The following is a 25,968-nucleotide window of genomic DNA, read 5'->3' on the forward strand; positions in this document are numbered from 1 at the left end:
TTGATCCGCGCCAGGCGGGGGATAATCCCGGCTTTTGTGCCGGATTCCTTCGATCTGGACGAAGGGGAGTGTGCGAAGGCGGTTCGCCTCGGGTCAAGGCCGCCGGAAAGCACGCCGCACGGCTTGATGCCGGGGATGCAAATGGCATGAACGCTTTGCACGGCGCGGGGATCAGGCACCGCATGGGCAGCGTCGGCTGCGATGGCGGCTTGCCCTCCATCCCCGAGCGAATCTGCTCTGGCACGGCTGGAACTGGCGGCACGGACATCGCAGGCGCCGGATGACGCCGCCGCATCAGATCGCCCTGCGCCGGCGCCCCGGCCATGCCGGCCCGTGGGGCCTCAGCCACCGGGAACTCGGACTGGCAGTCAGGGGGCGCGGCCTGCCCTGGCGAAACGCGCGGGCTCGGCGTCCCGTCGCGTGGCGGCTTTCCGCCCTTCTTTGCAGCACCGCTCCGCCGCCCGCAGGTGGTGACGCCATGGGCGTCCGGGTCCATGCTGCGCGGCCTTGAACGAAAGGCCCATGCGATGAGCGATTCCACCCTGTCCGCCCGCCTGCGCGGCGCAGTCGAAGCCCTGCATGAGGAGCAGGTCGGCTTTTTGGCCGAAATGGTGCGGTTCCCGTCCACCCGCGGCAACGAGGCCCCTTTGCAGGATTGGATCGCGGCCCAATTGGCCAGGCGCGGCTATTCGGTGGACCGCTTCACCATGGCCGATGTGCCGCTCGCCTCCCATCCCAAGGCGAGCCCGATGGTGGATGTCGATCCGGCTGGCAGCGTGCAGGTCGCGGCCATGCACCGCGCGGCCATGCCCGGCGGCCGCAGCCTGATCCTGCAAGGTCATATCGACGTGGTGCCGGCCGGGCCTGGAGCCATGTGGACCTATCCACCCTTCGCCGCAGAGATCCATGATGGCTGGATGTACGGTCGCGGTGCCTATGACATGAAGGCCGGGGTGGCCTGCATGATCTTCGCGATGGACGCGCTGCGCCGCATCGGGCTGGAACCGGCCGCCGATGTGTGCGTGCAGACGGTGACGGAAGAGGAAAGCACCGGCAATGGCGCCTTGGCGCAACTGCTGCGCGGTTATCGCGCGGATGCCTGCCTGATCCCGGAATCCACCGGCGAGATGATCACCCGCGCGCAGAGCGGCGCGCTGTGGTTCCGCCTCAAGGTCGCGGGCTCGCCCGTGCATGTGATGCAGGCCCAGGCCGGCACCAACGCCATCCTCGCCGCCTACGACATGATCAAGGCCCTGCAGCAGCACACGGCCGCGTTGAACGAGCAGGCGAAAAGCCATGCCGATTTTGGCGAAATCACCGACCCGATCAAATTCAACCCCGGCGTGATTCGCGGCGGCGACTGGGCCAGTTCCACGCCCGCCTGGTGCGAGGTGGACTGCCGCATCGGCCTGTTGCCCGGCGATGAAGTGGCGGATGCCAAGGCGGCGGTGGAGCGTGTGGTGCGCGCGGCGGCGCAGAAGGACAGCTTTCTCGCCAACAACCCACCCGAAGTGGACTGGATCGGCTTTGAAGCCGATGGCGCGGTGCTGAAGCCAGGCAGCGAACCCGAGATGTTGCTGGCGCGCATCCACCAGGAGATCCATGGCAAGGCACTGGAGGCGCGCCACAGCACGGCGGTGAACGACACGCGCTTCTACAGCCTCTATTATGGCATCACGGCACTCTGCTACGGACCGGACGGCGTCGGGCCGCACGCCTTCGACGAGAAGCTGCGCATCGCCAGCCTGAAGACCACCACGCTGGCCATCGCGCGCTTCATCGCCGAATGGTGCGGCACGGCGCCCTGCCGTCAGGGACAGGGCTGCCGTCAGGGACAGGGCTGACAGAGCGCCGCCGGAACGCCGCTTCTTTCCTGGAAGCGTTGACCTCGCCGCGCCACAGACTTATCTGCCCGGTGCGAGGCCACGTCCTCCCCCCTCAAGGGTTCCATGTCCGGGACGGCCCGGCTGCAGCCAAGACGGGGGTCCCATGGCCTGGATCGCACTCGGCATTGCCGGCCTTTTTGAAATCATCTGGGCGTTCACCATGAAGCAGTCGGCGGGGTTCACCCGCCTCTGGCCCAGCGTCATCACCATTGCGGCGATGATCATCAGCTTCGGGCTGCTGTCGTGGTCGATGCGCAGCCTGCCGCTCGGCACCGCCTACACGATCTGGACGGGGATCGGTGCTGTAGGAAGCTTCATTGTCGGCATTGCGGTGCTGGGGGAATCCGTCACCCCGCTGCGCATCGCGGCGGCGCTGCTGATTGTCAGCGGCCTGCTGTTGATGAAGCTCTCCAGCGCCGAATAAGGCGTCAGCGGAGGCGCGACGGGTGGGCCGCATGGCGGCGCGCCCGGACCAGCCCGAAGCCGTAATGCACCACCCCATAGCCGCCGAGGCCCATGCCCAGAAGGCTGGCGCCCCAGATCACGGCAGCAAGGATATCCTGCGGTCCCATCTCAGGGCGGATCTCCTGTCTCCATGCCCGGATTATGGCGTCGCCAGATGGTGAATTCCAGCCTCGCGACATAGCCGGCCGACATGGCCGCCGTGGCCAGCAGGGCGGCCGCATAGGCATGGATCACCTTGGGCTGCAAAGCTCCTGCCAGAGTTCCCGGATCCGACATGGCGGCCAGGCCCAGCGCCGCCGCATGCGCGCAAAGGAACAACAGCAGCAGCGCTGCGAGCCAGCGGTTGAAATCACCGTGGCACTGCCACGAACGCTGCCTGTCGCAGGCACGGAAGATCAGGTCCACAACCGGCCACAAAGCCAGTGTGAAGCCCAACGCCGAGGCTTGCGGCGCGTAGCGCAGCATCAGCTCGCCCAGATCGCCGGCCGGCAACGGCACGCGGTAGTTGTCCCGATAGACGACCGCGAGCGTCCCGATCAGGCCGAAGGCCTGGGCCAGGATCCATCGCGCGAGGTTCTCCATCTCCACTCCCTCCGCCACAGGGTGTGCCACGCCGGCGGAACCGGAACAATGTTCTTCTTATGTTCTGGTGTTCACGCGATCGGGATATTCTGAATCAAAGGCTTATTGTCCGATTAAGTGCAAGACGACCTCGCGGCGATGGGGCGCGGCGCGGTGCTCGCACAGGAACACGCCTTGCCAGGTGCCGAGCACAGGCGCCCCCTCCAGCACGGGAATGGAGAGCTGCACCTGGGTCAGCACCATCCTGAGATGTGCTGGCATGTCGTCCGGCCCTTCATCGTCGTGCCGGTAGTGCGGCCCCTCCGGTGCCAGGCGGGCCAGAAAGGCGCCCAAATCCTGCAGCACGTCCGGCGACGCATTTTCCTGCACGATCAGCGAGGCCGAGGTATGTCGGCACCAGACCGTCAGCAAGCCTTCCCTGATCCCCTGCTCGGCCACGAAGCGCCGAACTGCGGCAGTGATCTCGATGAAGCCGCGTCCGCGTGTCGGCACCTCCAGCCGGTGACTTGCCTGCCGCATCATGCCCGCTTCTCCTTGCCCATTGCGCTGCGCGCTGCCATCTCGGGCGCAGCAACCATTCCTTCTGAAGGGCATCCCGCAATGGCCGCAAGGCTCTGGTCCATCGGCAGCCTGCTCGTCCTGATCGGCATCATCGCCTATGTGTTCGGCTGGGACATGCTGCTCTGGATCCCGCGCATGGCGCTGGATGCGCTGACCTGGCTGCCGAACATGGTGATGGAGGCCTGGCATGAGCAGCCCTGGGCGGTGGGACTGGCGCTGCTGGGTCTGGCACTGATGGCGGTGGCGCGGGTGATCGGCCGGCGAGGATGATGGGCCGCCACCCGACCTGCCCGTGATGCCGCAGCAGCCGCGCCGCTGGCGTCCGGCGCCCCTGATCCGCGCTTCCTTCGGGCTGCACGGGGCAGCGGCGGGCGCCCTGGTGCTGCAGCCCGGGCTGTGGCCCTGGTGGCTCGGTGCGCTGGTTGCCAACCATGCCGTGCTGACCGCATCCGGCATGCTGCCGCACAGCGCGCTGCTCGGCCCCAACATGACCCGGCTTCCACCCGGTGCATCGGGCCGCATCGCCCTCACCTTTGATGACGGCCCGGATCCGGACGTGACGCCACGCGTGCTCGACCTGCTGGGAGCGGCTGGGCAATGTGCCTCCTTCTTCTTGGTCGGCAAGCACGCCGCTCGCCATCCGGCCCTGGTGCGACGCATCCTGGCCGAAGGGCACAGTGCCGAGAATCATAGCCATACCCACCCCTGGCACTTTGCCACCCTGGGTCCGCGCGGCCAGTGGAACGAGGTGTCGCAGGCGCAGAGGGCCATCCTCGAGGCCGGCGGCAAGCCGCGCTTCTTTCGGCCGCCGATCGGTTTGCGCAGTCCTTTTCTCGATCCGGTTCTGGCGCGTGCGGGGCTTCACCTGGCAAATTGGTCGCGACGCGGCGCGGACGGCGCGTTGGCCGATCCCGCGCGCATCCTGCACCGGCTGCGGGCACCGCGGGCGGGCGAAATCCTGTTGCTGCATGACGGCAACTGCCGTGCTGGCCCGGATGGGCGCGCCGTGGTGCTCTCAGTGCTGCCGGAATTGCTGAGGCGCATCGCCGATGCCGGACTTAATGGCGTGACGCTGCCCGCTGCCGCAGCCGGCGCCATACCAGCAACGGCAACCGCGGCAGAAAGCCCAGCATCAGGCGGGTATGCATCCCGGTGAGCAGCAGGTTGTCCCGCCCATAGCGGAAATGCGAGATGCCGCCTTCTTCCCGCGAAAGGTAGCGCACCGGCACAGGGATGTTCACTGGCTTCAGCCCAAGCCAGCAGAGCCGCACCGCGGCCTCGGCATCGAAATCGTAGCGGCGCATCCAGCGGGTGCGGTGCATCAACGCCACCACCGGCGCCGCGGGATACACCCGGAAGCCGAACAGCGAATCGCCGACGCCGCTCCAGAGCGTTTCGAGGTCGGTCCAGAAATTGGACACGCGCCGCCCCTTCACACGGATCGCCGGCGCTTCCGGCCCGAAGACGGGCACCCCCAGCACCATGGCATCGGGCTTGGTGCGGGAGGCCGCCATCATGCGCCCGATCTCCTCAGCCGGATGCTGCCCATCGGCATCCATGGCCAGCGCATGGGTGAAGCCCGCAGCCAGCGCCGCCTCCATTCCGTGCAGCAGTGCCGCGCCCTTGCCGCCGTTGCGCGTCAGGCGCAGCAGGCGAAGCCCGGGATCGCTCTCGGCCATGGCCTGCACCGGACAGTCGCTGCCATCGGTGCTGCCATCCACGACAACCCAGACCGGGTTCCACTCGGCGCGGGCCGAACGCACCGTCTCGGCCAGCAACGCGCCGCTGTTGAAGGAGGGGATCAGCACCAGATGCGTGGAGGAGGGCGAAGCGGCGGCCATGCTTCAGGCCAGGTCGCGCCGCGGTAGCGGGGTGGCCGGTGCCCTGCTCCGTGAACGACGCCTGCCGTTTCTGCCGCCGGTTCCAGGCTCCTCCTCCGCCGCAGCGGCGTGGCGCAGAAAGGCCTCGACCTGCCGGCTCATCGCCTCGGCCGAGCCGCAGGGCGGGAACCGCGGCCCCAGCCGAGCACGATAGACCAGCGGCAGGGGCGGTATCCGCCAGGCCGGCCAGCCCTTCGCCAGGAACGGGTTGCCGCCCTCGATCACCACGGTCTGCACTGGTGCGCCGGCCGCCTCGGCGATCACCGCAAAAGACCGACTGAAGGGGCCGAGCTCCGCCCCCAGCGGGCTGCGCGTCCCTTCAGGGAAGATCAGCAGCTGTCCGCCATCCCGCAGCATGGTGGAGGCCTGGCGGATCATGGGGCGGACGGCATCGTTGCGCACGTACCGGGCCAGACGCACGCCGCCACCCAGCAAAGGGTTGTGCCAGAGCGAGGCCTTGGTGATGCAGGCGGCGCGCGGAAGGCGGGAGGTCAGCAGCACCGCATCCATCATGGAGGGGTGGTTGGGCGCGATCACCAGCCCCTGCTCGTGCCGCAGCGTGTCCAGCGCCGAAAGGTCGGCCCGCAGCATGCCGCAACCCCGCAGAACCGCCAGATACAGCCGGAAGCCGCGTGAAATGCCCCATCGCCCGAGCCTTCCTCCAGCTTCGGAAGGCAAGACGCGGAACAGCAGCGCTGCGGGCAGGCTCCACGCCAGGCACATCACCGCGAACAGCAGCAGCAGCGGATAAAAGCGCAGCGCTTGCCAGCCGCGCCGCAGAACGCCGGTCTCGTCGCTCCGGTGGGGACGTCCGGTCACGGTGCTGGATCCTTTGCTGCCGCCGGGCGTGCCGCGACCCCGCCCCGGACCAGGAACCTAGAGCATCCTGCCCCGGGAGGAAATCGGGCGCCTCCGCGAAGATGGCCGCGAACGCGGATAACCAGGTGCGGCCGGGTGGCACTGGTGCCATTTCCCCTAGCAGAAGCCTGGGGCGCGGTTTATCGCTGGAGCCGAAGGCCCACCGCCCGCAGGAGACGCCCGTGACCGAGACGACCCCTTCGCAGGCGCTGGCCACGGCACCACATCCGGCGTTGCCGGCCTATTACCAGGGCACCGACGGGCGTGCCGCCTTTGTGCGCCAGCTTTTCGACGACACCGCCGCGCATTACGACCGGATCAATCGTGTCTTTTCCCTCGGCACCGGCGCCTGGTACCGGCGGGATGCGCTGCGGCGGGGCGGCCTCGCGCCTGGCATGACGGTGCTGGACATCGCCACCGGCACCGGGCTGGTGGCGCGGGAAGCGGCGCGGCTGACCGGCCCCGGCGGCTTCGTCTACGGGCTTGACCCCTCGGGCGGGATGCTGGCGGAGGCCCGGCGGGCACTGTCGGCGACCCCCGCCCCCCATGCCCTGCTGCGCGGGCGGGCCGAGGCCATCCCACTGCCGGATGCCTCGGTTGATTTCATCAGCATGGGCTACGCGCTGCGCCATGTGGCCGACCTCAACGCCACCTTTGCCGAGTACCGCCGCGTGCTGCGCCCCGAAGGTCGGCTGCTGCTGCTGGAAATCGGCCGGCCTGAGGGGCGCGTCGCCCACGCGCTGGCGCGTGCCTATCTCGGCCATGTGGTGCCCGCCCTGTGCCGGCTGACGGCGCCGCGCGCCCGCTCAGGCACACTGATGCAGTACTACTGGGACACGATCGAGGCCTGCGTTCCGGCCGAAGCCATTCTTGGCCAGTTGCAACGCGTGGGGCTGGACGATGTCCGTTGCGACACCTCGGTGGGCGTGTTCCGCGCCTATGCGGCTCGACGCCCGGACGGGAGCCTCACCCGCGATTGACGTGCAATTCGCTTTCGTTGTTCCATGTCCTGAACAGTGGAGCCGGAGTTCGCACCCGGCCGGAACAAGGAAACGTCATTGGCCCGCATGCCCTATGCCGATCCGGCAAACCCGGAAACGCGTCCGCTTGCCGAGCGCATCATCCGAGAACGCGGCAGCGTGCTGCATCTTTACGCCATGCTGTTGCACAGCACGCCGGTGGCCGAGGGCTGGCTGCGCTACCTGACGGCGATCCGGCAGGAATGCGCGCTGTCGGGGGCGCTGCGCGAACTCGTCATCATGCGTGTCGCGCATCTGAATGGGGCCCCCTACGAGGCTGAGCAGCACGCACCCATTGCGCTGCGCGAAGGGCTGAACCAGTCGCAGCTTGACGCGCTCGGGGACTGGCAGACCAGCGACGCCTTCAACGAGAACCAGCGAGCGGTGCTGGCCTATTGCGATTCCATGACGCGCGAAGTTCATGTGCCACAGCCGGTGTTCGACGCTGTGCGGCAGGCTCTGCCACCGCGCGAGCTGGTGGAGCTGACCGCCACGATCGGAGCGTACAACATGGTGTCTCGCTTTCTGGAAGCCATGGGCATCGATGCGCGCGACACGTTGCCGGGTGCCGCCGATGCCAAAGCTTGAAGGGCGCGTCGCCATCGTTACCGGCTGTGGCTCCCAGGGGCCGGGCTGGGGCAATGGCAAGGCCATCGCCGTGACGCTGGCGCGGCATGGCGCGACGGTGTTCGGCATCGATAACAATCCCGCCGCGGCGGACGAGACTGCCGGCATCATCGCCGGCGAAGGCGGGCGCTGCGTCACCGCCACCGCCGACGTTACCAACAAGGCCGGCGTCGATGCCGCGGTCGCGGACTGCCTCGACCGCTTCGGGCGCATCGACGTGCTGGTCAACAATGTCGGCCATTCCCTGCCCGGCGATCCGGCCACCATGCCCGAGGATGTCTGGGACGCGCAGATTGCGGTGAACCTGAAAAGCGCCTTCCTCTGCACCCGGGCCGTGCTGCCGGTGATGGAGGCGCAGGGCAAGGGTGCGGTGGTCTCGATCGCCTCCACCGCCGCCATCCGCTACACCGGCAAGCCGCAACCTGGCTACGCTGCCGCCAAGGCGGGGCTGGTGCAGTTCAGCCGCGTCACCGCCATCGATTACGCCCGGCGCGGCGTTCGGCTCAACTGCGTGCTGCCCGGGCTGATGGAAACGCCGCTGGTGGAGAAGCTGGCCGCGGACTTTGCCAGCCACGAAACCGGCACCGACCGCGATGCCTTCTATCGCCGCCGGCATGAGCAGGTGCCGATGGGCCATATGGGCGAGGCCTGGGACGTCGCTGAGGCCGTGCTGTTTCTGGCTTCGGACACGTCGAAGTATATCACTGGCACAGAGCTCCTCGTCGATGGCGGGCTCTGCGCGGCGGTGCGCGGCTGATGCTGCGGCTGGACGGCAAGGTCGCCTTTGTCACCGGCGCCGGCTCAGCCGGGCCGGGCTGGGGCAACGGCAAGGCCACGGCGGTGCTGATGGCGCGTCAGGGGGCGAAGGTGTTCGCCCTCGACAACCGCGCCGAGGCGGTGGAGGAAACGGTTGGCATCATCCGCGCCGAGGGTGGCGTGGCCATGGGCCATCTGGCGGACGTCACCGCTTCGGGCGACGTCGCGGCGGCGGTTGCCGCCTGCGTCGCGGCCTATGGCGGTCTCGACATCCTGGTGAACAATGTGGGCGGCTCCTTTCCGGGCGGCGCCGAGAGCCTGGCGGAGCGCGACTGGGAAGCCCAGATCGACTTCAACCTGCGCAGCGCCTTTCTCTGCTGCAAGCACGCCATGCCGCATCTGCGGGAACGGCGCGGCGCCATCGTCAACCTGTCTTCCATTGCCGCGCTGCGCATGAGCGCGGACCGGCCGCACATCGCCTACAGCGCCTCCAAGTATGGCATCCTGGCGCTGACGAAATCCGTTGCCATGGAACAGGCCCGGGCCGGCATCCGCTGCAACACGGTGGTGCCAGGTCTGATGCACACGCCGCTGGTGGAGAACCGGCTGGTCAGGCAACTCGGCGCCAATGACGCGGCGCAGCTCATCGCCAAGCGCAACGCGCAGGTGCCGATGGGCCAGATGGGGGATGCCTGGGACATCGCCCATGCGGTGCTGTTTCTGGCCTCCGCCGAGGCGAAGCACATCACCGGCACCGAGCTGGTCGTCGACGGGGGAATGTCCGCCGCGATGCCCTGAAAGCGGGCCGGAACGAACCGGCGGCAAGCCGGAACAGGGAGAGCGACCGCATGACCGAGACCCTACCGGCCCAGATGGCGCCGCCCGAACCGTCCCGCCGCGCGCTGCTGCTGGGGGCCGCCACAGCCGCGTTGGCCCGGCCCGCCATCGCCCAGGGAAGCTTTCCCCGCCGGGCCATCACCATCGTGGTGCCGATCCCGGCCGGTGGCGGCACCGACTACGCGGCCCGGCTGATCGCCGATCCCATGGGCCGCCTGCTCGGCCAGCCGGTCGTGGTGGAGAACCGTCCTGGCGGCAACGACGTGGTGGGGCTGACGCACGCCGCGCGCTCCCAGCCCGACGGGCACACCTTGCTGCTGGGCTATTGCGGCACCATGGCCGGGCGCGCGGCAATCGGCGGCACCGGCCCGATCAGCACCACCGACGATTTCGTGCCGATCGGCCAAGTGTCGGACACGCCGCAGCTCTTCGTGACGCACCCTTCCATTCCCGCCGCGACGCTGCCGGAATTCGTGGCCTATGCGAAGGCCAATCCCGGCAAGCTGAGCTATGCCTCGGCCGGGAACGGCTCCATGCACCACCTGGGCACGGAGTTGCTGAAATCCCGCACCGGCATGGATCTTCTGCACGTGCCTTATCGCGGCACCGGCGAGACGATCAGCGACCTTATCGCCGGCCGGGTGCAGTTCTACATGAACTCGCCGCCGCCCTTGGTGCCGCTGGTGCGCGACAACAAGGTTCGTGCCCTGTGCGTCAGCTCCAACGAGCGGCATCCCGGGCTGCCCCACATTCCTTCCGCCACCGAGGCCGGGCTGGGCGACCTGCCGCTCAACGTGTGGTTCGCACTCTACGCGCCAAAGAATGTGCCGGCCGAAATCCGCGCCCGCCTTTCCGCTGTTCTGGAGCAGGGGCTGGCCGAACCCGCCATCCGCGACCGCGCCTTCGAGGCCGGCTCCCTGGTCCGCTTCGCCGGCCCGGACGCCACGGCGCAGCGTCTGCGCACCGAAATCGACGGTTGGCGACGCATCGCCGAAGCGGCCAACATCCGCGCCGACTGATGCGGCAGGGTGGGCGTGGCGCTTGCGGCGCAGCGCCCGCTTCCCCATGATGCCGCCCAGTTCATGGCGGAGGCGTTGCCACCTTCGCCACCCCTCGCTGCCCTCTGGCCCGCCGGCCGGTTTCCCGGTCAGCACCGACGCAGAAAGGGTCTTCCGGACCGATGCGCCTGTCGCCGCTTTGCCTGCTGGCCGTCGTCGCCGGCGCTCCCGCCTGGGCGCAATCGCCCGAAGCTCCCCTTCCCGCCGCGCGCGGCCAGCCAAAGTTCGAGGCTGGGCTTGGCGCCGGCGGTGGCTTCCTGCCCGACTATCCGGCGGCGGGACAGAACCATTTCCAGGGCCTGGCCTTCCCCTACATCATCTATCGCGGCGAGGTCCTTCGCAGCGACGACCAGGGTCTGCGCGGCCGCTTCTACAATGATGACGTGCTCGGGGTGGAACTGAGCTTCTCTGGCGCCTTCCCGTCCTCCTCGGACAACAACCGGGCGCGCGAAGGCATGCCCGATCTGGACTGGCAGGGTGAGGCAGGCCTGGCGCTGCGCCTGACCCTTTGGCGCGACCGCGAGACACCGCAGCGGGTGAATCTGGAATTGCCGGTGCGCGGCGTCTTCTCCACCGATGGCACAGGCGTCCGGTATCGGGGCCTGACCCTGTCGCCCGAGCTGGCCTATGAGCGGCTGGATCTGGGCCGGCCCGGCGGACGGTTCCGCGCCGGTATCGGGCCGATCTTCGCCACCGGCCGCCTGATGGACTACTTCTATCGGGTAAAGCCCGAGCATGTCCGCCCGGACCGCCCGGAATATGACGCGGAGTCGGGTTATCTCGGCACTCGGCTGCAGCTCTCGTACCGCATGCCGGTGACGGAGCGCCTGTCGCTGGTGGCCGGCGGCCGGCTGGAGTCCTTCCACGGCGCGACCAACTCCGAGAGCCCGCTTTTCCGGCAGGAATGGAACACCTCCGTGGCCCTCGGCTTCGCCTGGTCGTTCTACCAATCCGAAACCCGTGTTGCCTCCACCTCTTCCCCCTTCGATTGAGAGCCAGAGCGGCAACTGTGCCATTTTCGCACGTGCTGTTGCCCTTTCTTGGGCGATTGTTCATGAATGAGCCGCATTTGCCGTTCTATGCTCCGTCTTTCCGGCGGTGCCTGGCGGCGGAATGGAGGTTCGCGTGAGTTCCCAACTGACCATCGAATCCGAGGTGGCGGCGCTGATTGTGGAGGCGCTGCATCTGGAAACCACGCCGGATGAGATCGATCGGGATGCGCCTTTATTTGGCGAGGGGCTTGGTCTCGATTCCATCGATGCGTTGGAAATCGCCCTCGCCGTTTCTCGTCGCTACGGCTTCCAGCTTCGCTCGGACGACGAACGCAACGGGCAGATCTTCGCCTCGCTGCGCAATCTTTCCGCGCATATCGACAAGCACCGACAGCGCTGAGCACGGCGACCGTGGGAGTGGCGGGGCCCATGCTGCGCCGGGCACTCCCTTATGCCGCGGCAGCGCTGGCGGCAGCGGTGGCCAAGCTTTCTGACGCGCCAGGACTGGCGTTGCTGATTGGCCTGCCTGCCCTGGCGCTTGGCGCCAGCCGGCGGCAGTCGCCTGCCTTTCGCCTAGCCTTAGCCGCGGTTGCGGTGGCTGCGGCCCTTGCCTTCGCCACTGCACCGTCCATCCTTGCCGTGCTGCTGCCCTCCTTCGGGCACGCCCTGCTGGCGCTGCATTTCGGCCTGACCCTGCTGCCAGGCCGGGAACCGCTCATTACCCGCTATACGCGGCATGATTTTGGCTACCTGCCGCCCGAATGCGCAGGCTATACCCGCGCGCTTACGGCGCTTTGGACGCTGCTCTTCGCTCTTCTGGTCCCGCTGCACGCCATGGTGATGCTCGCCCTGCCGCCCTTCGAAACAGCCGATCCTGGCCTTGTTTACGCAGCTCTGCTGGGCTTCATGCTGCTGCTGTTCCTGGGGGAACATCCCGTGCGCAGCCTGCGCTTCCCGCAACACGGCGTCGCCACGCCAGCCCGCACCTTGCGCGCCATTCTTTCGGCTCATCTTTCCTGACATGCCGCACTCCACCGCGACTGCCCCGCTCACCAACCGCCCCGCCGACGCCGTGTTGTTCCGCCGTGGGGCCGAGGCCGTCACGGTTGGCCGCTTCCTCGCCGACGTGGCGGCCCTGGCCGCAAGGCTGCCCGAGCGCTCCCACACGCTGAACCTTTGCGGGAACCGCTACAACGCCCTGCTGGGCTTTGCGGCGGCGCTGAGCCGCGGGCAGGTGGTGCTGCTTTCCGCCGATCGTTCCGCCCGGCGCCAAGCGGAAATCGCCGCCGCCTATCCGGATGTCTGCGTGCTGGCCGATGCAGTGATCGAGGCCACTGGCGGCGAAGCGCCCTGGGAGCCGCCGCCCGAAGCCATCCGCATCGCGCCCGCGCATGAAACAATGTCGGACGGGCCCAATCCCGAGATTCCCTTGCACCGTGTGGCGGTGATCGGCTTCACCTCCGGCAGCACCGGCCGCCCCGCCGCACATCCCAAGAGCTGGAAAGCGTTGGTGGAAGCCGCCCTGGCCGCCGGCGATCGCTTCGGCCTCGATGCCGGCCCGCAGGAAGCAACGGTGGTCGCCACCGTGCCGCCGCAGCACATGTACGGCTTCGAGACCAGCATCATGCTGCCACTGCAGGTGCCGGTGGCGGCGCATGCCGGGCCGCACTTCTATCCCATCGAGGTGGCCGAGGCGCTGCACGCCGCCCCCGGCCGGCGCGTGCTGGTGACCACGCCACTGCAGATGCGCGCCTTGCTGGGCGCCGGGCAACCGCTGCCACCGCTCGAGGCAGTGATCTCGGCCACCGCGCCGCTCGATCCCGTTCTGGCCGCCAACGCCGAGGCGGCGTGGTCCACGCGGGTGCTGGAGATCTACGGCGCCACCGAGATGGGCTCCATCGCCAGCCGCCGGACCGTGGATGGGGATCGCTGGAAGCTCTACCGCAGCGTGTCCCTGCGCGACGCCGCAGGTGCCGATGCCGCGACGGAAGCCGTGGTGGCCGGCATGGCCTCGCCCGTACCGCTCGCCGATGCGGTGGAGCTGCTGGAGGGTGAACAGTTTCGTCTGCTGGGACGCCATGCCGACATGGTCAAGCTCGGTGGCAAGCGGGCCTCGCTGGCCAGCCTCAACCGCATCCTGCAATCCATTCCCGGCGTGGAGGACGGCGTGTTCGTCGAGCCGGAGGATCTGGAGCGCAACCCCTCCGCCCGGCTGGTCGTGTTCGCCGTGGCGCCAGATCTGTCTGGCGAAGCCATCCTCGCCACCCTGCGGCGCGAGATCGAGCCGGTTTTCCTGCCCCGGGCGGTGATGCTGGTGCCTGCCCTGCCACGGGATACCGTGGGCAAGCTGCCACGCGCCGCGCTGGATGGGCTGCGCCGGCAGCTGGCCGGCACCGCCTGACGCAGCCCTCCGCCATGCAGCACCAGTCCGAGTTCGCCTTTCCCCCGGACCATCCCGTTTTCGCCGGCCATTTTCCCGGGCGTCCCCTGGTGCCCGGCGTCGCATTGCTGGACGCCGCCTTCGTCCGCATGGCGGCGGATGGCAGGGTGGCGCGGCTGGTGCGGGCCAAGTTCACGGCACCCGTCGGTCCGGACGATCCCGTTTCGCTTTCCTGGCAGGAAACGGGACCGGAGCGCCTTGCCTTCCAGGCCCGGTGCCGCGGCGTGCCGGCCTTCAGCGGCGAGGCCGTGCTGGTCGCCAGAGACAGCAGGCGTCCGGCATGAGCTGGCAGCGCCAGCGGGAGCGGGGCAGCCATTCCGCGATGGGGCTGATGGCCTGGATCGTCACCCACATCGGCTACCAGGCAGGCTGGCTGCTGCTTTATCCCATTGCCTTCTACTTCCTGCTTTCCTCGCCCCGGCAGCGCCGTCATGTGTCGCTGTTCCTCGAACGCGCTCTGCGGCGGCGGCCCGGATGGAATGACCTGTTCCGGCTGTACTTCACCTTTGCCGCCACGCTGCTCGACCGGCTCTTTCTCCTGGATGGCCGACGGAGCGACTACCGGATCGAGGTTCACGGGCTTGAAGCGGTGCAGGCACACATCGCGAAGGGCCAGGGCTGCATTCTGCTCGGCGCGCATCTGGGCAGCTTCGACGCTCTGCGCGCCATCGCCGATGCCGGCTGCCCGGTGGAGGTCGTGGCGCTGATGCATGCCGAGCACGCAGCCATCAGCAGCGGTTTCTTCGCCGACTGGGCGGCGGGAAGTGCAACCCGGGTCATCTCGCTTGGCCAGCCGGACGCCATGCTGCAGGCACGGGAATGCCTGGAACGCGGCGGGCTGGTGGGCATCCTGGCCGATCGCACGCCGCAGACGCCCGGCACCGCACCGCGCCGGCGCCGGGTGCCTTTTCTGGGACGTGATGCGGCCTTCCCCGAAGGACCGCACATCCTGGCCGGCGTGCTCGGCGCCCCGGTGATGCTCGCATACGGCGTCTGGACCGGAAAGCGCCGCTATGAGGTGCATTTCGAGCCGCTGACGGATCGCATCGCGCTGGAGCGCCATCGACGGCGGGAAGCGCTGGGCGCGAGCGTCGCCGATTACGCCGTGCGGATCGGTGGCGCCGCCTGTGCCTTCCCCTATAACTGGTTCAACTTCCACGATTTCTGGGAGGAGGTGGACACGACATGACCATCCCCCGACGCACCCTTCTGCTGGCCACTTCGCTGCTGCCGGCGGCCGCACCCGCGGAGCTGACGACACTGGATGGCGTGATGGCTCTGCTGGCCGCCCGCCGCGGCGGCACGGCGCGTTTCACCGAAAGCAGGGAGTTCCCCGAATTAAGCATGCCGCTTCCCAGCAGTGGCACTCTGCGTTGGCAACCGCCCGCCTTTCTGGAAAAGCGCACCACTGACCCCATCGAGGAAGTGCTCCGGATCGAAGGCGACCGTCTCCTGTTCGAGCGGCCGGCGCAGAACATCCGGCGCGAGATCGGCCTGGACGATGCTCCGGAGCTTCGCCCGCTGGTGGAATCCATGCGGGCGACGCTGTCGGGTGACCTTGCCACGCTGCGCCAGCATTTCGAGGTGGGATTTCAAACTTTGCCGAACGGGCGCTGGCAGTTGGCACTGACGCCGCGCGCCATGCGGGTCTATGCCGCTCTGCAATCGGTCCGCATCACAGGCCGCGCCGATGCGCTGCTGTCGGTGGTGACACGCGGCAATGAGGGCGAGACCACCCTCGAAATCACGCCCGGTCCGTGAGCGCCGTCGCCACCGCATGGTGCCGGCTGGGTCTGGCCCTGACCTTGCTGCTGCTGCTCGGCGCCGTGTTGCTGCGGGGTGTCGGCTTCCGGGCGGAGATGAGCGATCTGCTGCCCAGCGGCAGCACGCCGGCCATCCGCTTCATGCTGGAGGAGTTCCGCAGCGGCACCGCCTCCACCTTTCTGCTGGGCGGGATCGAGGGGGCGCCGGAAGCCGAGCTGGCGCGGATCAGCCGCGAAACCGGAGAGACGCTGCGCGCCTCCGGCAACTTCTCCTTTGTCGGCAACGGTGCGCAGGATCTTGCGCCGGAAGAGCGCGACCTGCTTTTCCGCTACCGCTACCTCTTGTCGCCCGCTCTTCAGAACGAACCGGAACGCCTGAGTGCCCCTGCCCTCCGCACCCGACTGGAGGCGCTGCTCGACGGCCTGCGTTCCGCCGCCGCGCCGCTGCTGGCGCGCTTCGGTTTTGCCGACCCCCCCGGCGTGTTTTTAGACCTGCTTCGATCCTGGATGGGATCGGGGCAGATGCAGCAGCGGCACGGCGTCTGGTTTGCTGGCGGCGAGGGTTCGCCGCGCGCGCTGATCGTCGCGCATGGCCGCGGTACGGGAACCGACCTGCAGGCCCAAACTGCGCTGATCGCCGAGTTCCGGTCCGCCTTCGACCGTTCCGGCCCAGGCGAGGCGCGGCTGGTGCTGAGCGGGCCGGGCGTGTTCAGCACCGCGGCGGCGGCGGCGATCGAGGCCGACGTGCACATGATCGCGCTGTTCTCCGGGCTGCTGGTGGCGGGCTTCCTGCTGTGGCGCTACCGTTCGCTGCTGGTGCTCGCCGCGGTTGCCGTGCCCTTGTTGGCGGGCACTCTGGCCGGCACTGCGGCGGTGGCGCTGATTTACGGCGCGGTGCATGGCGCGGCCTTTGGCTTCGGCATGACCATGCTGGGGGTCGTCGCCGATTACCCGATGCTGCTCCTGACGCAGCGTCGCCCGTCCGAAACGCTTTCGGGGGCCGCCCGGCGCCTCGGCCCGACCCTGGCCCTGTCGGCTGCTGCGGCGGCACTCGGCCTGACCGCCATGCTGGCCTCGGGCTTTCCGCTGCTGGGGCAGCTCGGCCTGTTTGGTGCCGTGGGACTGCTGGCCGGGGCTGCCGTCACGCGCTGGGTGCTGCCACGACTTTTGCCGGGCGAGGTCATCCAGCCGCGCCCGTTGCCGGCTCCGGCGGCGCGGACGCTGCGGCGCCTCCGCGGCGCGCGCTGGCCGCTGCTGGCCCTTCCCCTGGCGGCGCTGCTGCTGCTGTTCGCCGGCGGGCCGCGCTGGAACCAGGAACTCGACGCGCTGAGCCCGGTACCGGAACGGATGCGGCAGGAGGATGAAGCAATGCGCCGCCAGCTCGGCGCGCCTGATACGGCGACGATGATCCCCCTGAGCGGCCCGGATGCCGAAGCAGTGCTGCGCCAGGCGGAAAGGGTCGGCGCCGCGCTGTCGCCTCTGGTGGCGCGGGGCGTGCTGGACCGCTTCGACAGTCCTGCTCGTTATTTGCCCAGCATCGCGACGCAGAACGCGCGGCAGGCGGCCCTGCCCCTGCCCGATGCCCTGGCCGCGCCATTGCGGGAAGCGGCAGCCGGCCTACCCTTCCGCCCGGCCGCCTTTGACCGGTTCCTGGCGGATCTGGAAACCAGCCGCGCTCTGCCGCCCCTGACGCCGGAAGGGCTGTCCGGCATGCCGTTGCTCTCGCCCCTGCTGGGCGTGATGCTGTCGGAGCGCGGCGGCTCCTGGCACGGCATGGTGGTTCCCGCCGGGCTGCATGATGTGGCGGCCGTGCGCCAGGCCATTGCCGCGCTGGACGACCCGACGATCTTTCTGGTCGAGGTCAAGGCGGAAACCCAGGCCTTGGTGGTCGCCGCCACGGCCGAGGCGTTGCGCTGGGTGGCGTTGGGCGGCTGTGCCGTTGTGCTGCTGCTGGTATTTGGCCTCGCCCGTCAGCAGCACAGTGCTCGGCTCGGTTCAGTGGCAGCCCTGCGTGTCGCGGCACCGATCGGCGGTTCGCTGGTGGTCACACTGGCGGTGCTGACCCTGGTCGGCGAAGCCTTGAACCCTTTCCACCTCGCGGCGCTGTTGCTGGCCGTGGGGGTTGGGCTGGATTACGCCCTGTTCCTCGGCGTGCCCGCGCCATCCATGTCCACCCCGCCTGCAGAGGCGGAAGAGGAGGAACGCATCCTCGGTTCCGTGCTGAACTGTACCGTCACCACCCTGCTGACCTTCGGCCTGCTGGCCTTCTGCCACACTCCTGTGCTGCGCGGCATCGGCCAGTGCGTGAGCATCGGCGTGGCGGCGGCCTTTATCCTGGCTCTCGCGCTGGCCCCGCGCGGCGTGGTAACGCCGCCCTCCCTGCCAGAACAACGGACCGGCGCTTGAACCAGATCAGCCCCATTCCGCCGCTCGCCATCACCGCACTGACTGCTGTCAGCGCGCTGGGCGCCGGGCTGGACGCCACGCGGCACGCGTTGCGGGCGCGGCAGGGTGGGCTGGCTCCGGCAGCACCGGAAGATGGCGTGCCGGGTGCCTGGGTAGGCCGGGTCGCGGGGCTGGAAAGGGCTTTCCTGCCGCAGGCGCTCAGCCACTTCACCTGCCGCAACAATCTCCTGGCCGAGATGGCGCTGGCGCAGGACGGCTTCGCTGAGGCGGTCGGGGACGCTTGTGTCCGCCACGGCCCTGCCCGCATCGGTGTGGTGCTCGGCACCAGCACGGCCGGCATCGCCGAAACCGAGGCCGCCTACGCTGCCCGCTCCGGCCCGGGTGCACCGCTGCCAGGCAGCTTCAACTATAGCGACACGCATGACCTGCAGGCGCTGCCCCGCTATGTCCGGACCCGGCTGGGGCTAAAGGGGCCGGCATTGGCCGTTTCGACGGCCTGCACCTCCGGGGCCCGAACGGTGATCGAGGCGGCCGCGCTGCTGCATAGCGGCATCTGCGATGCCGTGGTGGCGGGCGGTGTGGACACGCTGTGCCGCCTGACGCTGCGGGGCTTCGACGCCCTGGCGCTGCTTGCCCGTGGCCCAAGCCGGCCTTGTGCCGCAGACCGCGAGGGCATTTCAATCGGTGAGGCCGCCGGGCTGTTCCTGCTGGAGCGTGGTCCGGCACCGGGGCAGCTGGCTATTCTTGGCGCGGGTGCCAGCGCCGACGGGCACCACATGTCCTCTCCCCACCCGGAAGGATTAGGTGCTGTCACAGCCATGCGCCGGGCACTGCAGCAAGCAGGGCTGGCGCCGGCGGAGATCGACTACATCAACCTGCACGGCACCGGCACCCGCGCCAACGACGCCATGGAGGACCGTGCGGTGACGGAGGTCTTCGGCACTGCCTTGCCCTGTTCCTCCACCAAGGGCTGGACCGGGCATACCCTGGGCGCCTCCGGCGCGCTGGAGGTGGCGGTGGCCGCCATCTGCCTGCAGGACGGGCTGATCCCGGGCTGCCTCGGCATCGATGCGCCCGACCCTGATTTCCGCGCCGACCTGGCCATCGCCAACAGGCATGCGTCGGTGCGGCGGGTAATGAGCAACTCCTTCGGCTTCGGCGGCAGCAACTGCGCACTGGTGCTGGGGCCGGCGGCATGAACAGCTCCATGGTGTGCCGCATCGGTGGTGTTGGCCTGCTGGGTGCTGGCCTTCCGGGCTGGACCGCTTCCCGAACCGTTCTGGCCGGCGAGCGTGCCTGGCATCCCGAGCCTCCTGCCATCCCCGCGCCCGCCATGCTGCCCGCCACGGAAAGGCGGCGCGCCAGCCTGGTGGTGCGGCTGGCCCTGGCCGCTGCGGCCGAGGCTGTCGCGGGACAGGCTGGCACAGCGGACGATGAAGCGGACGACGCCTCGCAGCTCGACACTGTTTTCGCCAGCGGCAACGGCGACGGCGCCACCGTGGGCGCCATCCTGGAAGCGCTGACCCAACCCGGCGGGGATGTCTCGCCTACCCAGTTCCATAACTCGGTGCACAATGCCGCCGCGGGGTATTGGGGGATCGGTGCCCGCTCGATGCGGCCTTCCACCAGCCTTGGCGGCCATGACGACACCTTTCCGCTGGGCCTGCTGCAGGCGGCGGCGCAGGTGGCATGGACTGGACGGCCGGTGCTGTTCTGCGCCTGCGATGCGCCGATGCCGCCGCCGCTCGACAGCGTCCGCCCTTGTGGACCGCCGTTTGCCGTGGCGCTGCTGCTTCGTCCGGACAACCGCCGCGGTGCCTCGCTCGTGCTGCGCTACAGCGGCGACACCTTGCCGGGATCCACGGCCTCGGCCTCCCCGCTGCGCTTGGCGCTGGAGGATGGCAATCCCGCTGCCCGTGCCCTGCCGTTGCTGGAGGCGCTGGCCGGCAACCGGACCCTGCGGCATGGCTGGGCCTTGCGCGACGGCGGCATGGTGCTGGCGGAGTTCGCGCCGTGATGCCGGTCGTGCCACTGGATCGCGCCGGCATTGCGCGGCTGGTGCCCCATGCCGGCGACATGTGCCTGCTGCACGCGGCGCTGTCGTGGGATAAGGACAGCATCGCCTGCACCGCCACATCGCACCGCGATGCGGCCAATCCGCTTCGACGCGATGGCATGCTGCCGGCCATTTGCGGCGTGGAATATGCCTTGCAGGCCATGGCGCTGCATGGCGCGCTGACCGCCGATGGCGCGGCGCAGCCAGCCGGCTTCCTGGCCAGTCTGCGCGGGGTGGATCTGGCGGTGGCGCGGCTCGATGACCAGCCGGCACCGCTTTCCGTCACGGCATGGGCGGTGGCGCGGGAGGCGCGTTCCTTCATCTACGCCTTTGCCCTCGTGACGGAAGGGCGGGAATTGCTGGCCGGACAGGCGGCGGTGATCCTGCCCGGCGCTGTGGCATGAGGCGCGCCCTGGTTTCGGGCGCGGCGAGCCCCATCGGACTGGCCATCGCCCGGCAGCTGGCGGCGCAGGGCGAGCACGTCATCCTGCACGCCCACGCGGCGCTGGACCGTGCCGAGGCGGAGGCCGCGGCCCTGCGCGATGCCGGGCACGGTGCCGAGGCCGTCGGCTTCGACCTGACCGACCCCGACGCCACCGCCGCCGGGGTGGCGCGCATCCTGGAGGCCGGTCCGGTGCAGATTCTGGTGCACAATGCCGGCACGCATGACGACGCGCCCATGGCCGGCATGTCAGCGCGTCAATGGCACTCGGTGTTGGATGTGTCGCTGAACGGCTTCTTCCACCTGGCCCAGCCGCTGCTGCTGCCGATGATCGGAACACGCTGGGGCCGCATCGTGGCGATCTCCTCCGTCTCTGCGATCATGGGCAATCGCGGGCAGGCGAACTACGCGGCAGCCAAGGCGGGGCTGTCGGGCGCCATCCGCTCGCTGTCGCTGGAATGCGCGCCACGCGGCGTCACGGCCAATGTTGTTGCGCCCGGCATCATCGAGAGTCCGGCCACAGCGGCCGTGCTCAGCCGCGAGCAGATCGCGAAGCTGGTGCCGGCGCGCCGTGCCGGCACACCCCGGGACGTGGCGGAGCTGGTTGGCTTTCTGGCGTCGGAGCGGGCGGGCTACATCACCGGGCAGACCATCTCGGTGAATGGCGGGCTGGCTTAAGGGCGTGACGCCGGCGGTGGACGGCGCAATGGGAATTTGCTCAGCTGCCGGCCGGACATAGAAGGATGTTCCGGCGGAACCGTTCAGGGTACCGCCGGCGCCCCGGAAAAGGACGCCCGCCATGCATCGCCGCTTCCTCGCCCTCGGGCTGTTGCTCGGCCTCGCCGCCTGCGGCACCACCGAGGCCAGCCTGCCCTATTCCCCGGCCACCCCGCCTGTGGCGCAGCCCGGCGCTGCCTCCGTGGTCGTCATGGGCACCGTGGTGGATGAGCGTGAGGACGGGCGCGAGGACCCCCGCTGGATCGGCACGGTGCGCGGTGGCTTCGGCAATCCCATCAAGCGCCTGGACGCGCCAGAACCGGTTTCGGAGGTGGTGCGGAAGGCCTTTGCCGATGCGCTGCGGGCACGTGGCCTGCTGGCCGCCGGCACCAGCTCGCGCTTCCGGCTGGATGTTCGCATCCTCGACCTGCAGGCCAACCAGCTGGCACGACGCGAGGGCGTCGCCTCGTTCCGCATCAGCCTGGTCAATGCCGCCGGCCGCACGGTGCTGAGCGATCAGGCGGAAGCGCGGAGGATGACCGGCTCCTTCTTCTCGGCAGCCGGCGTGTTCGGCTCGGTGGATGAATTGCAGATGGTGGCGCAGCAGGCCATGAGCGAGGCGATCGACAAGCTGCTCGACCGCCCTGCTTTCGCCGCGGCGCTTCGCTAGCAGTCAGTGTTCGGTCGCCAGCCAGGTTGCCGCGGCCTGGTCGGCGCCCGAAGGGAGCGGCTCGGCCGGAGCCCGCATCCAGCTCAGCACATCCGCGGCCACCACGCCGCGCGCCCGGTCCCGCAGCAGCATGTGATGGCCGTCCGCGTAGTAGGCGGCGCGCAAGGCCGGGTCTGCGGCCGCGTCGCGCAGCATGGTCCGTAACGGCAGGGCGCCCGTGATGCGATCCTTGCCGCCGTAAAGCACCAGGACGCGCCCGCGCGGCGGCGCGGCCAGCGCCGCATCCATCAGCCCGACCAAGCCATAAAGGGTATCGACCCGCACCTCCTTGTAGGTCAGCGGATCGCGGCTCCAGCCCCGCATCGCCTCCTCGTCATCCGTTGGCGCGAAGCCGGGCGCGGAGTTGCGGAACTCCAGCAGCGGCACCGTGTGCGCAAAGAAATCGAGGGCGCCGCGACCCAGCCAGCCGAGGCTGGCACGGCCCTGCAGTGCCGGCGCCAGCAGGATGGTGCCGTCCACCGGCGGAGGCTCGGACGAGGCCAGCGCCACCAGCGCAACGGCACCCCCCATGCTTTCTCCCAATAGAAAGAGCGGCAGGCCCGGATGACGGGCGCGCAGCAACCGGGCAGTCCGGGTGGCATCCTCCGCCAGCGCCTGTGTTCCGGGCCAGACGCCGCGATGCGGTGCCGCTCCGAAGCCGCGCTGATCATAGGCGTAGACAGCGAGTCCTTCGGCGGTGAAGGGCTCGGCAGCGCGGCGGAACGCGTTGCTCGCGGTGTCGCCGAAGCCGTGCAGCGCCAGGACGATGCCTTGCGGGGCCCCGGCCGGCAACCAGGCGTGCAGCGGCAACTCCGCACCGTCCGGCATCACAAAGGCCTGCGGTCCGATGACGGGAGTGGTCACGGCAGGTCCTGCCGGAATGACCTGCGGTGCGCAGGCGACGGCGGCCAGGGCAAGGAGCGGGATGAAGCGCGACAAGGCGTGAGGGCCGGGTTCGATGTTGCGGGCGGCATGGTAGCCGTCCGGCCCTGCGGTGCGTGAGGCTTTCCTGCTCCATGGCATGGTCCCTGCGAAGGCGCGAGACAAGATGCGGCCGCATCTGGCACGGTGCGTGCTTGCGTGGCCACGGCATAGGGGCGAGCAGCCCCATGGAAGAAGGGGCGTGCGGACCATGACACAGAGCTTTCAGCAGGATTGCGCTGAGTTGCTGCAGCGACAGCTGCGGCATGGCCGCATCTCCCGGCGCCAGATGATGCTGGGGTTCGCCGCACTGGGTGCCACGGCGGGCCTCAGCAACCCGGCCACCGCACAGGCGCGGGAACTGGTGATGGTGAACTGGGGCGGCCTGGCCAATCAGGGCTTCAACGAATTCTATGGCCAGGCTTTCATGGCCGCCAATCCGGGCACCAAGGTGGTGCAGGACAGCTCCGGCCCCTCCACCGGCAAGATCCGCTCCATGGTGGAAAGCCGCAACGTCACCTGGGATGTGTGCGACAGTTCCACCGCCACGGCCATCCTGCTCAGCAAGATGAACCTGCTGACGCCTATCGACTACGGCATCGTCGACAAGGCCAACGTCATCGACCCAGCCTTCGCCGTGGAATACGGCGCCGCGCCTTACTCCTTCTCCACCGTGCTGGTGTACGACAGCAGCAAGTTCCCGTCGGCACCCACCGGCTGGAAGGATTTCTTCGACCTCAAGCGCTTCCCCGGCCAACGCCTGCTGCGCCGCGACGCGCGTACCTCGATCGATGTGGCCGCCATGTCGCTCGGTGCCGATCCGAAGAAGCTTTACTCCATCGACACCGGAGCCGCGCTGAAGCGCGTGGCCGAGATCCGCGCGAACTGCGTCTACTGGAACAACGGCTCCGAATCCGAGCAGTTCATGCGCACCGGCGAGGCAGTGATGGGTGCCATCTGGCACACCCGCGCCTCGGTGCTGGAGCGGGAAAGCGGCGGACGGCTCAAATTCATCTGGGATCAGGGCATGCTGCAGGCCGGCACCATGGTGATCCCCCGTGGCAATCCCGGCGGCGCCGCTGCGCAGCGCCTGCTGGCCTCCATGCTGGCCAATCCCGAGCCGCAGGTCGGGCTGCTGAAGCTCCTGGGCAATGGGCCGACCAATCCCCGCGCCGCGCCGCTCGTGCCGCCGGAGCTCCGCCGCATCAACCCCACCGATCCCGAGAATGCGGCGAAGCAGGTGACTCTGGACGAGATCTGGTGGGCGGCGAACTACCAGGAGCTGAATCCGGAATTTCTTGACGTGATCACCGGCTGATGCGGCGCGAATGGGGCTGGTGGGGACTGATCCTGCCGGCTTTCCTGCTGATGACGCTGGTCTACCTGGTACCGATCGCGCAGGTGCTGGTGATCAGCGTCACCGAGCCTCGCCCTGGCCTCGCCAATTACGAGCGGCTCTGGACCAACGCCGCCGTGCAGCGAGTGGTCTGGACCACGCTGCGCATTGGGGCGCTGACCACGCTGATCGCGCTGGTCCTCGGCTATGCGCTGGCCTATCGGATCACCCTCTCGCCGCCGCGGCAAAAGCGGTTCTGGCTGCTGGCCGTGCTCGTGCCGCTCTGGATCAGCGTGCTGGTGCGCGCCTTCGCCTGGGTGACGCTGCTGCGTCGCGAGGGGCTGATGAACCAGGGGTTGATGGCCTCCGGCGTGATCGACCAGCCGCTGGCACTGGTCTGGAACGAATTCGGCATCCTGGTCGGCATGGTGCACTACATGGTGCCCTATGCGGTGCTGCCCATGCTCGCCTCGATGGGCGAGGTGGACCACCGCGTGCTGGCAGCCGCGCGTGGCCTGGGCGCCGGGCGAACAGAAAGCTTTCTGCGCGTCTTCCTGCCGCTCTCCATGCCCGGCGTCGTGGCCGCCGGCGTGCTGGTCTTCATCTTCTCGCTCGGCTTCTACATCACTCCTGCCCTGCTCGGCGGTGGCAAGACGCTGATGGCTGCCGAATGGATCAAGCTGCAGATCACCGACCTTCTGCGCTGGGGGCTGGGAGCCATGCTGGCCACGGTCCTGGTGGTGGCGATCCTCTCGACCCTGGCGCTGTTCTCGCGGGTCGTCGATCTGCGGCGCCTGTTCGGCACCGCGCGATGATGGAGGGTTGAGATCATGGGCGGCTACCGTCCCGGCTGGCTGAACTCCTCGATTGCCTGGATGACGGCGATCTACCTGATCGTGCCGGTCACCATTGTGATTCCCGTATCGCTGACCGACCAGCGCTTCCTGTCGCTGCCGCAGGAAGGCCTTTCCCTGCAGCATTATGCCGCGCTACTGGGCAGCGAAGCCTGGCGCGGCGCGATTGGGCAATCCTTTCTGATCGCCCTGGCCTCCACGGCGCTCGCGGTGATCGCCGGCACGCTGTGCTCGGTGGGCTTCTGGCGCATCGGGCGGCGCAGCACCGAGTTGCTGCGGGCGGTGATGCTGCTGCCGATCATCATTCCATCCATCGTCTATGCGGTGGGTCTGTATCGCTCCTATGCCCTGGCCGGCTTGCTGGACAGCTTTGTTGGCGTGGTACTGGCGCATGGCGTGACCGGCATCCCGTATGTGGTGGTCACTGTGTCCACCGCGCTGGCCGCCTTCGATCCGCGGCTGGAACAGGCGTCCCGCGGGATGGGCGCGACACTGTGGCAGACGCTGCGCTGGGTCATCATTCCGCGCATCCTGCCCGGCATCGTTTCGGGCGGCATCTTCGCCTTCATCCATTCCTGGGATGAGTTGCTGATCGTGCTGTTCATCGCGTCGCGCAACGTTTTTACCCTCCCGCGCAAGATCTGGGACGGCATCAACGAGAACATGGACCCCGCCATGGCGGCGGTGGCGGTGCTGCTGGTGATGCTGACGGTGGCGCTGCTGGTGGCCGACATGACGTTGCGGCGCAGCCGCGAGAAGGTCTGATGCGGCGGCGCCGCGAGAAATCCAGATACGGCAAGTCC

At 68.9% G+C, this 25,968-nt stretch carries 31 protein-coding genes; 25 read left to right on the forward strand and 6 right to left on the reverse strand.

Annotated features, from left to right (window positions below):
* Positions 1 to 527: 527 nt before the first annotated feature.
* Both ACFOD4_RS15445 and ACFOD4_RS15450 read left to right on the forward strand, forming a co-directional pair.
* Entirely contained in the window at positions 528 to 1,844 is a 1,317-nt protein-coding gene (locus ACFOD4_RS15445; protein WP_379597796.1) for an ArgE/DapE family deacylase, read from the forward strand.
* Positions 1,845 to 1,989: 145 nt separating this feature from the next.
* The gene (locus ACFOD4_RS15450; RefSeq protein WP_379597798.1) at positions 1,990 to 2,310 is read left to right on the forward strand and encodes a DMT family transporter; all 321 of its coding nucleotides are present in this window, start codon (positions 1,990 to 1,992) and stop codon (positions 2,308 to 2,310) included.
* A gap of 4 nt (positions 2,311 to 2,314) precedes the next feature.
* Here the strand turns inward: ACFOD4_RS15450 and ACFOD4_RS15455 are convergent, their stop codons facing one another.
* The 3 genes from ACFOD4_RS15455 to ACFOD4_RS15465 all read right to left on the reverse strand — a co-directional run bounded on the left by ACFOD4_RS15455 (position 2,315) and on the right by ACFOD4_RS15465 (position 3,452).
* On the reverse strand, positions 2,315 to 2,458 hold the full coding sequence (locus tag ACFOD4_RS15455) for a hypothetical protein (protein WP_379597800.1): 144 nt from the start codon (positions 2,456 to 2,458) through the stop codon (positions 2,315 to 2,317).
* Position 2,459: 1 nt separating this feature from the next.
* Positions 2,460 to 2,963: a hypothetical protein gene (locus ACFOD4_RS15460; protein WP_379597801.1), complete on the reverse strand. Its 504-nt coding sequence runs from the start codon at positions 2,961 to 2,963 to the stop codon at positions 2,460 to 2,462.
* Between the two features lie 72 nt (positions 2,964 to 3,035).
* Positions 3,036 to 3,452 (reverse strand): secondary thiamine-phosphate synthase enzyme YjbQ, encoded by a 417-nt coding sequence (locus tag ACFOD4_RS15465; RefSeq protein ID WP_379598874.1) that lies wholly within the window; start codon positions 3,450 to 3,452, stop codon positions 3,036 to 3,038.
* Between the two features lie 81 nt (positions 3,453 to 3,533).
* On the opposite strand from ACFOD4_RS15465, the gene ACFOD4_RS15470 reads away from it, so the two are divergent.
* On the forward strand, positions 3,534 to 3,764 hold the full coding sequence (locus ACFOD4_RS15470; protein WP_379597802.1) for a hypothetical protein: 231 nt from the start codon (positions 3,534 to 3,536) through the stop codon (positions 3,762 to 3,764).
* Between the two features lie 25 nt (positions 3,765 to 3,789).
* The gene (locus ACFOD4_RS15475; RefSeq protein ID WP_379597804.1) at positions 3,790 to 4,650 is read left to right on the forward strand and encodes a polysaccharide deacetylase family protein; all 861 of its coding nucleotides are present in this window, start codon (positions 3,790 to 3,792) and stop codon (positions 4,648 to 4,650) included.
* On the opposite strand, the gene ACFOD4_RS15480 is transcribed toward ACFOD4_RS15475, so the two are convergent.
* Together ACFOD4_RS15480 and ACFOD4_RS15485 are read right to left on the reverse strand one after the other, a co-directional pair.
* Positions 4,553 to 5,335, reverse strand: coding sequence for a glycosyltransferase family 2 protein (locus tag ACFOD4_RS15480; RefSeq protein ID WP_379597805.1), 783 nt, complete (start codon positions 5,333 to 5,335; stop codon positions 4,553 to 4,555). The genes ACFOD4_RS15475 and ACFOD4_RS15480 overlap by 98 nt on opposite strands.
* Positions 5,336 to 5,338: 3 nt before the next feature.
* Positions 5,339 to 6,193, reverse strand: a complete 855-nt coding sequence (locus tag ACFOD4_RS15485; RefSeq protein ID WP_379597806.1) for a lysophospholipid acyltransferase family protein — start codon at positions 6,191 to 6,193, stop codon at positions 5,339 to 5,341.
* A 221-nt stretch (positions 6,194 to 6,414) separates the two neighbouring features.
* On the opposite strand from ACFOD4_RS15485, the gene ACFOD4_RS15490 reads away from it, so the two are divergent.
* The 18 genes from ACFOD4_RS15490 (at position 6,415) to ACFOD4_RS15575 (ending at position 22,015) form a co-directional block, all read left to right on the forward strand.
* Positions 6,415 to 7,212, forward strand: a complete 798-nt coding sequence (locus ACFOD4_RS15490; RefSeq protein WP_379597807.1) for a class I SAM-dependent methyltransferase — start codon at positions 6,415 to 6,417, stop codon at positions 7,210 to 7,212.
* A gap of 87 nt (positions 7,213 to 7,299) precedes the next feature.
* On the forward strand, positions 7,300 to 7,839 hold the full coding sequence (locus ACFOD4_RS15495) for a carboxymuconolactone decarboxylase family protein (protein ID WP_379598876.1): 540 nt from the start codon (positions 7,300 to 7,302) through the stop codon (positions 7,837 to 7,839).
* Positions 7,826 to 8,635: an SDR family NAD(P)-dependent oxidoreductase gene (locus ACFOD4_RS15500; RefSeq protein WP_379597808.1), complete on the forward strand. Its 810-nt coding sequence runs from the start codon at positions 7,826 to 7,828 to the stop codon at positions 8,633 to 8,635. Before ACFOD4_RS15495 ends, ACFOD4_RS15500 begins: the two co-directional genes overlap by 14 nt.
* Positions 8,635 to 9,432, forward strand: a complete 798-nt coding sequence (locus ACFOD4_RS15505; protein ID WP_379597810.1) for an SDR family NAD(P)-dependent oxidoreductase — start codon at positions 8,635 to 8,637, stop codon at positions 9,430 to 9,432. The genes ACFOD4_RS15500 and ACFOD4_RS15505 overlap by 1 nt, the downstream gene beginning before the upstream one ends.
* 50 nt (positions 9,433 to 9,482) lie before the next feature.
* Positions 9,483 to 10,490 carry a Bug family tripartite tricarboxylate transporter substrate binding protein gene (locus tag ACFOD4_RS15510; RefSeq protein WP_379597812.1) on the forward strand — a complete coding sequence of 336 codons (1,008 nt, stop codon included), beginning with the start codon at positions 9,483 to 9,485 and terminating at the stop codon, positions 10,488 to 10,490.
* Positions 10,491 to 10,651: 161 nt separating this feature from the next.
* Positions 10,652 to 11,521 carry a MipA/OmpV family protein gene (locus tag ACFOD4_RS15515; protein WP_379597814.1) on the forward strand — a complete coding sequence of 290 codons (870 nt, stop codon included), beginning with the start codon at positions 10,652 to 10,654 and terminating at the stop codon, positions 11,519 to 11,521.
* 133 nt (positions 11,522 to 11,654) lie between these two features.
* Positions 11,655 to 11,921 carry a phosphopantetheine-binding protein gene (locus ACFOD4_RS15520; RefSeq protein WP_379597816.1) on the forward strand — a complete coding sequence of 89 codons (267 nt, stop codon included), beginning with the start codon at positions 11,655 to 11,657 and terminating at the stop codon, positions 11,919 to 11,921.
* A 29-nt stretch (positions 11,922 to 11,950) separates the two neighbouring features.
* Complete coding sequence (locus tag ACFOD4_RS15525) at positions 11,951 to 12,541, forward strand: COG4648 family protein (protein ID WP_379597818.1); 591 nt, start codon at positions 11,951 to 11,953, stop codon at positions 12,539 to 12,541.
* Between the two features lies 1 nt (position 12,542).
* Positions 12,543 to 13,922, forward strand: coding sequence for an AMP-binding protein (locus ACFOD4_RS15530; protein WP_379597820.1), 1,380 nt, complete (start codon positions 12,543 to 12,545; stop codon positions 13,920 to 13,922).
* Between the two features lie 14 nt (positions 13,923 to 13,936).
* Entirely contained in the window at positions 13,937 to 14,245 is a 309-nt protein-coding gene (locus tag ACFOD4_RS15535; RefSeq protein WP_379597822.1) for a hypothetical protein, read from the forward strand.
* Positions 14,242 to 15,150, forward strand: a complete 909-nt coding sequence (locus tag ACFOD4_RS15540) for an LpxL/LpxP family acyltransferase (RefSeq protein WP_379597824.1) — start codon at positions 14,242 to 14,244, stop codon at positions 15,148 to 15,150. Before ACFOD4_RS15535 ends, ACFOD4_RS15540 begins: the two co-directional genes overlap by 4 nt.
* Complete coding sequence (locus tag ACFOD4_RS15545; protein ID WP_379597826.1) at positions 15,147 to 15,722, forward strand: LolA-related protein; 576 nt, start codon at positions 15,147 to 15,149, stop codon at positions 15,720 to 15,722. The genes ACFOD4_RS15540 and ACFOD4_RS15545 overlap by 4 nt, the downstream gene beginning before the upstream one ends.
* Positions 15,719 to 18,130, forward strand: coding sequence for an MMPL family transporter (locus tag ACFOD4_RS15550; protein ID WP_379597828.1), 2,412 nt, complete (start codon positions 15,719 to 15,721; stop codon positions 18,128 to 18,130). The genes ACFOD4_RS15545 and ACFOD4_RS15550 overlap by 4 nt, the downstream gene beginning before the upstream one ends.
* Positions 18,127 to 19,329 (forward strand): beta-ketoacyl-ACP synthase, encoded by a 1,203-nt coding sequence (locus tag ACFOD4_RS15555; RefSeq protein WP_379597830.1) that lies wholly within the window; start codon positions 18,127 to 18,129, stop codon positions 19,327 to 19,329. Before ACFOD4_RS15550 ends, ACFOD4_RS15555 begins: the two co-directional genes overlap by 4 nt.
* Positions 19,326 to 20,147 carry a beta-ketoacyl synthase chain length factor gene (locus tag ACFOD4_RS15560; RefSeq protein ID WP_379597832.1) on the forward strand — a complete coding sequence of 274 codons (822 nt, stop codon included), beginning with the start codon at positions 19,326 to 19,328 and terminating at the stop codon, positions 20,145 to 20,147. The genes ACFOD4_RS15555 and ACFOD4_RS15560 overlap by 4 nt, the downstream gene beginning before the upstream one ends.
* A complete protein-coding gene (locus tag ACFOD4_RS15565) occupies positions 20,147 to 20,590 on the forward strand; it encodes a phosphotransferase (protein WP_379597834.1) in 444 nt (147 codons plus the stop codon). The genes ACFOD4_RS15560 and ACFOD4_RS15565 overlap by 1 nt, the downstream gene beginning before the upstream one ends.
* Positions 20,587 to 21,306: a 3-oxoacyl-ACP reductase FabG gene (gene fabG, locus ACFOD4_RS15570; protein WP_379597836.1), complete on the forward strand. Its 720-nt coding sequence runs from the start codon at positions 20,587 to 20,589 to the stop codon at positions 21,304 to 21,306. The genes ACFOD4_RS15565 and fabG overlap by 4 nt, the downstream gene beginning before the upstream one ends.
* A gap of 121 nt (positions 21,307 to 21,427) precedes the next feature.
* Complete coding sequence (locus tag ACFOD4_RS15575) at positions 21,428 to 22,015, forward strand: YajG family lipoprotein (protein ID WP_379597838.1); 588 nt, start codon at positions 21,428 to 21,430, stop codon at positions 22,013 to 22,015.
* 3 nt (positions 22,016 to 22,018) lie between these two features.
* On the opposite strand, the gene ACFOD4_RS15580 is transcribed toward ACFOD4_RS15575, so the two are convergent.
* Positions 22,019 to 23,077 (reverse strand): alpha/beta fold hydrolase, encoded by a 1,059-nt coding sequence (locus tag ACFOD4_RS15580; RefSeq protein WP_379597840.1) that lies wholly within the window; start codon positions 23,075 to 23,077, stop codon positions 22,019 to 22,021.
* 109 nt (positions 23,078 to 23,186) lie between these two features.
* Here ACFOD4_RS15580 and ACFOD4_RS15585 point away from each other — a divergent pair, with 109 nt between their 5' ends.
* Genes ACFOD4_RS15585 through ACFOD4_RS15595 form a run of 3 tightly spaced genes read left to right on the forward strand, consistent with a single transcriptional unit; the run spans position 23,187 to position 25,930 of the window.
* Positions 23,187 to 24,293 carry an ABC transporter substrate-binding protein gene (locus ACFOD4_RS15585; RefSeq protein WP_379597842.1) on the forward strand — a complete coding sequence of 369 codons (1,107 nt, stop codon included), beginning with the start codon at positions 23,187 to 23,189 and terminating at the stop codon, positions 24,291 to 24,293.
* A complete protein-coding gene (locus ACFOD4_RS15590) occupies positions 24,293 to 25,126 on the forward strand; it encodes an ABC transporter permease (RefSeq protein WP_379597843.1) in 834 nt (277 codons plus the stop codon). Before ACFOD4_RS15585 ends, ACFOD4_RS15590 begins: the two co-directional genes overlap by 1 nt.
* A 15-nt stretch (positions 25,127 to 25,141) precedes the next feature.
* Positions 25,142 to 25,930, forward strand: a complete 789-nt coding sequence (locus ACFOD4_RS15595; protein WP_379597845.1) for an ABC transporter permease — start codon at positions 25,142 to 25,144, stop codon at positions 25,928 to 25,930.
* Positions 25,931 to 25,968: the final 38 nt, after the last annotated feature.

Origin of the sequence: Teichococcus globiformis (assembly GCF_042646265.1) — a bacterium.
GTDB classification, from domain to species: Bacteria; Pseudomonadota; Alphaproteobacteria; order Acetobacterales; family Acetobacteraceae; genus Pseudoroseomonas; species Pseudoroseomonas globiformis.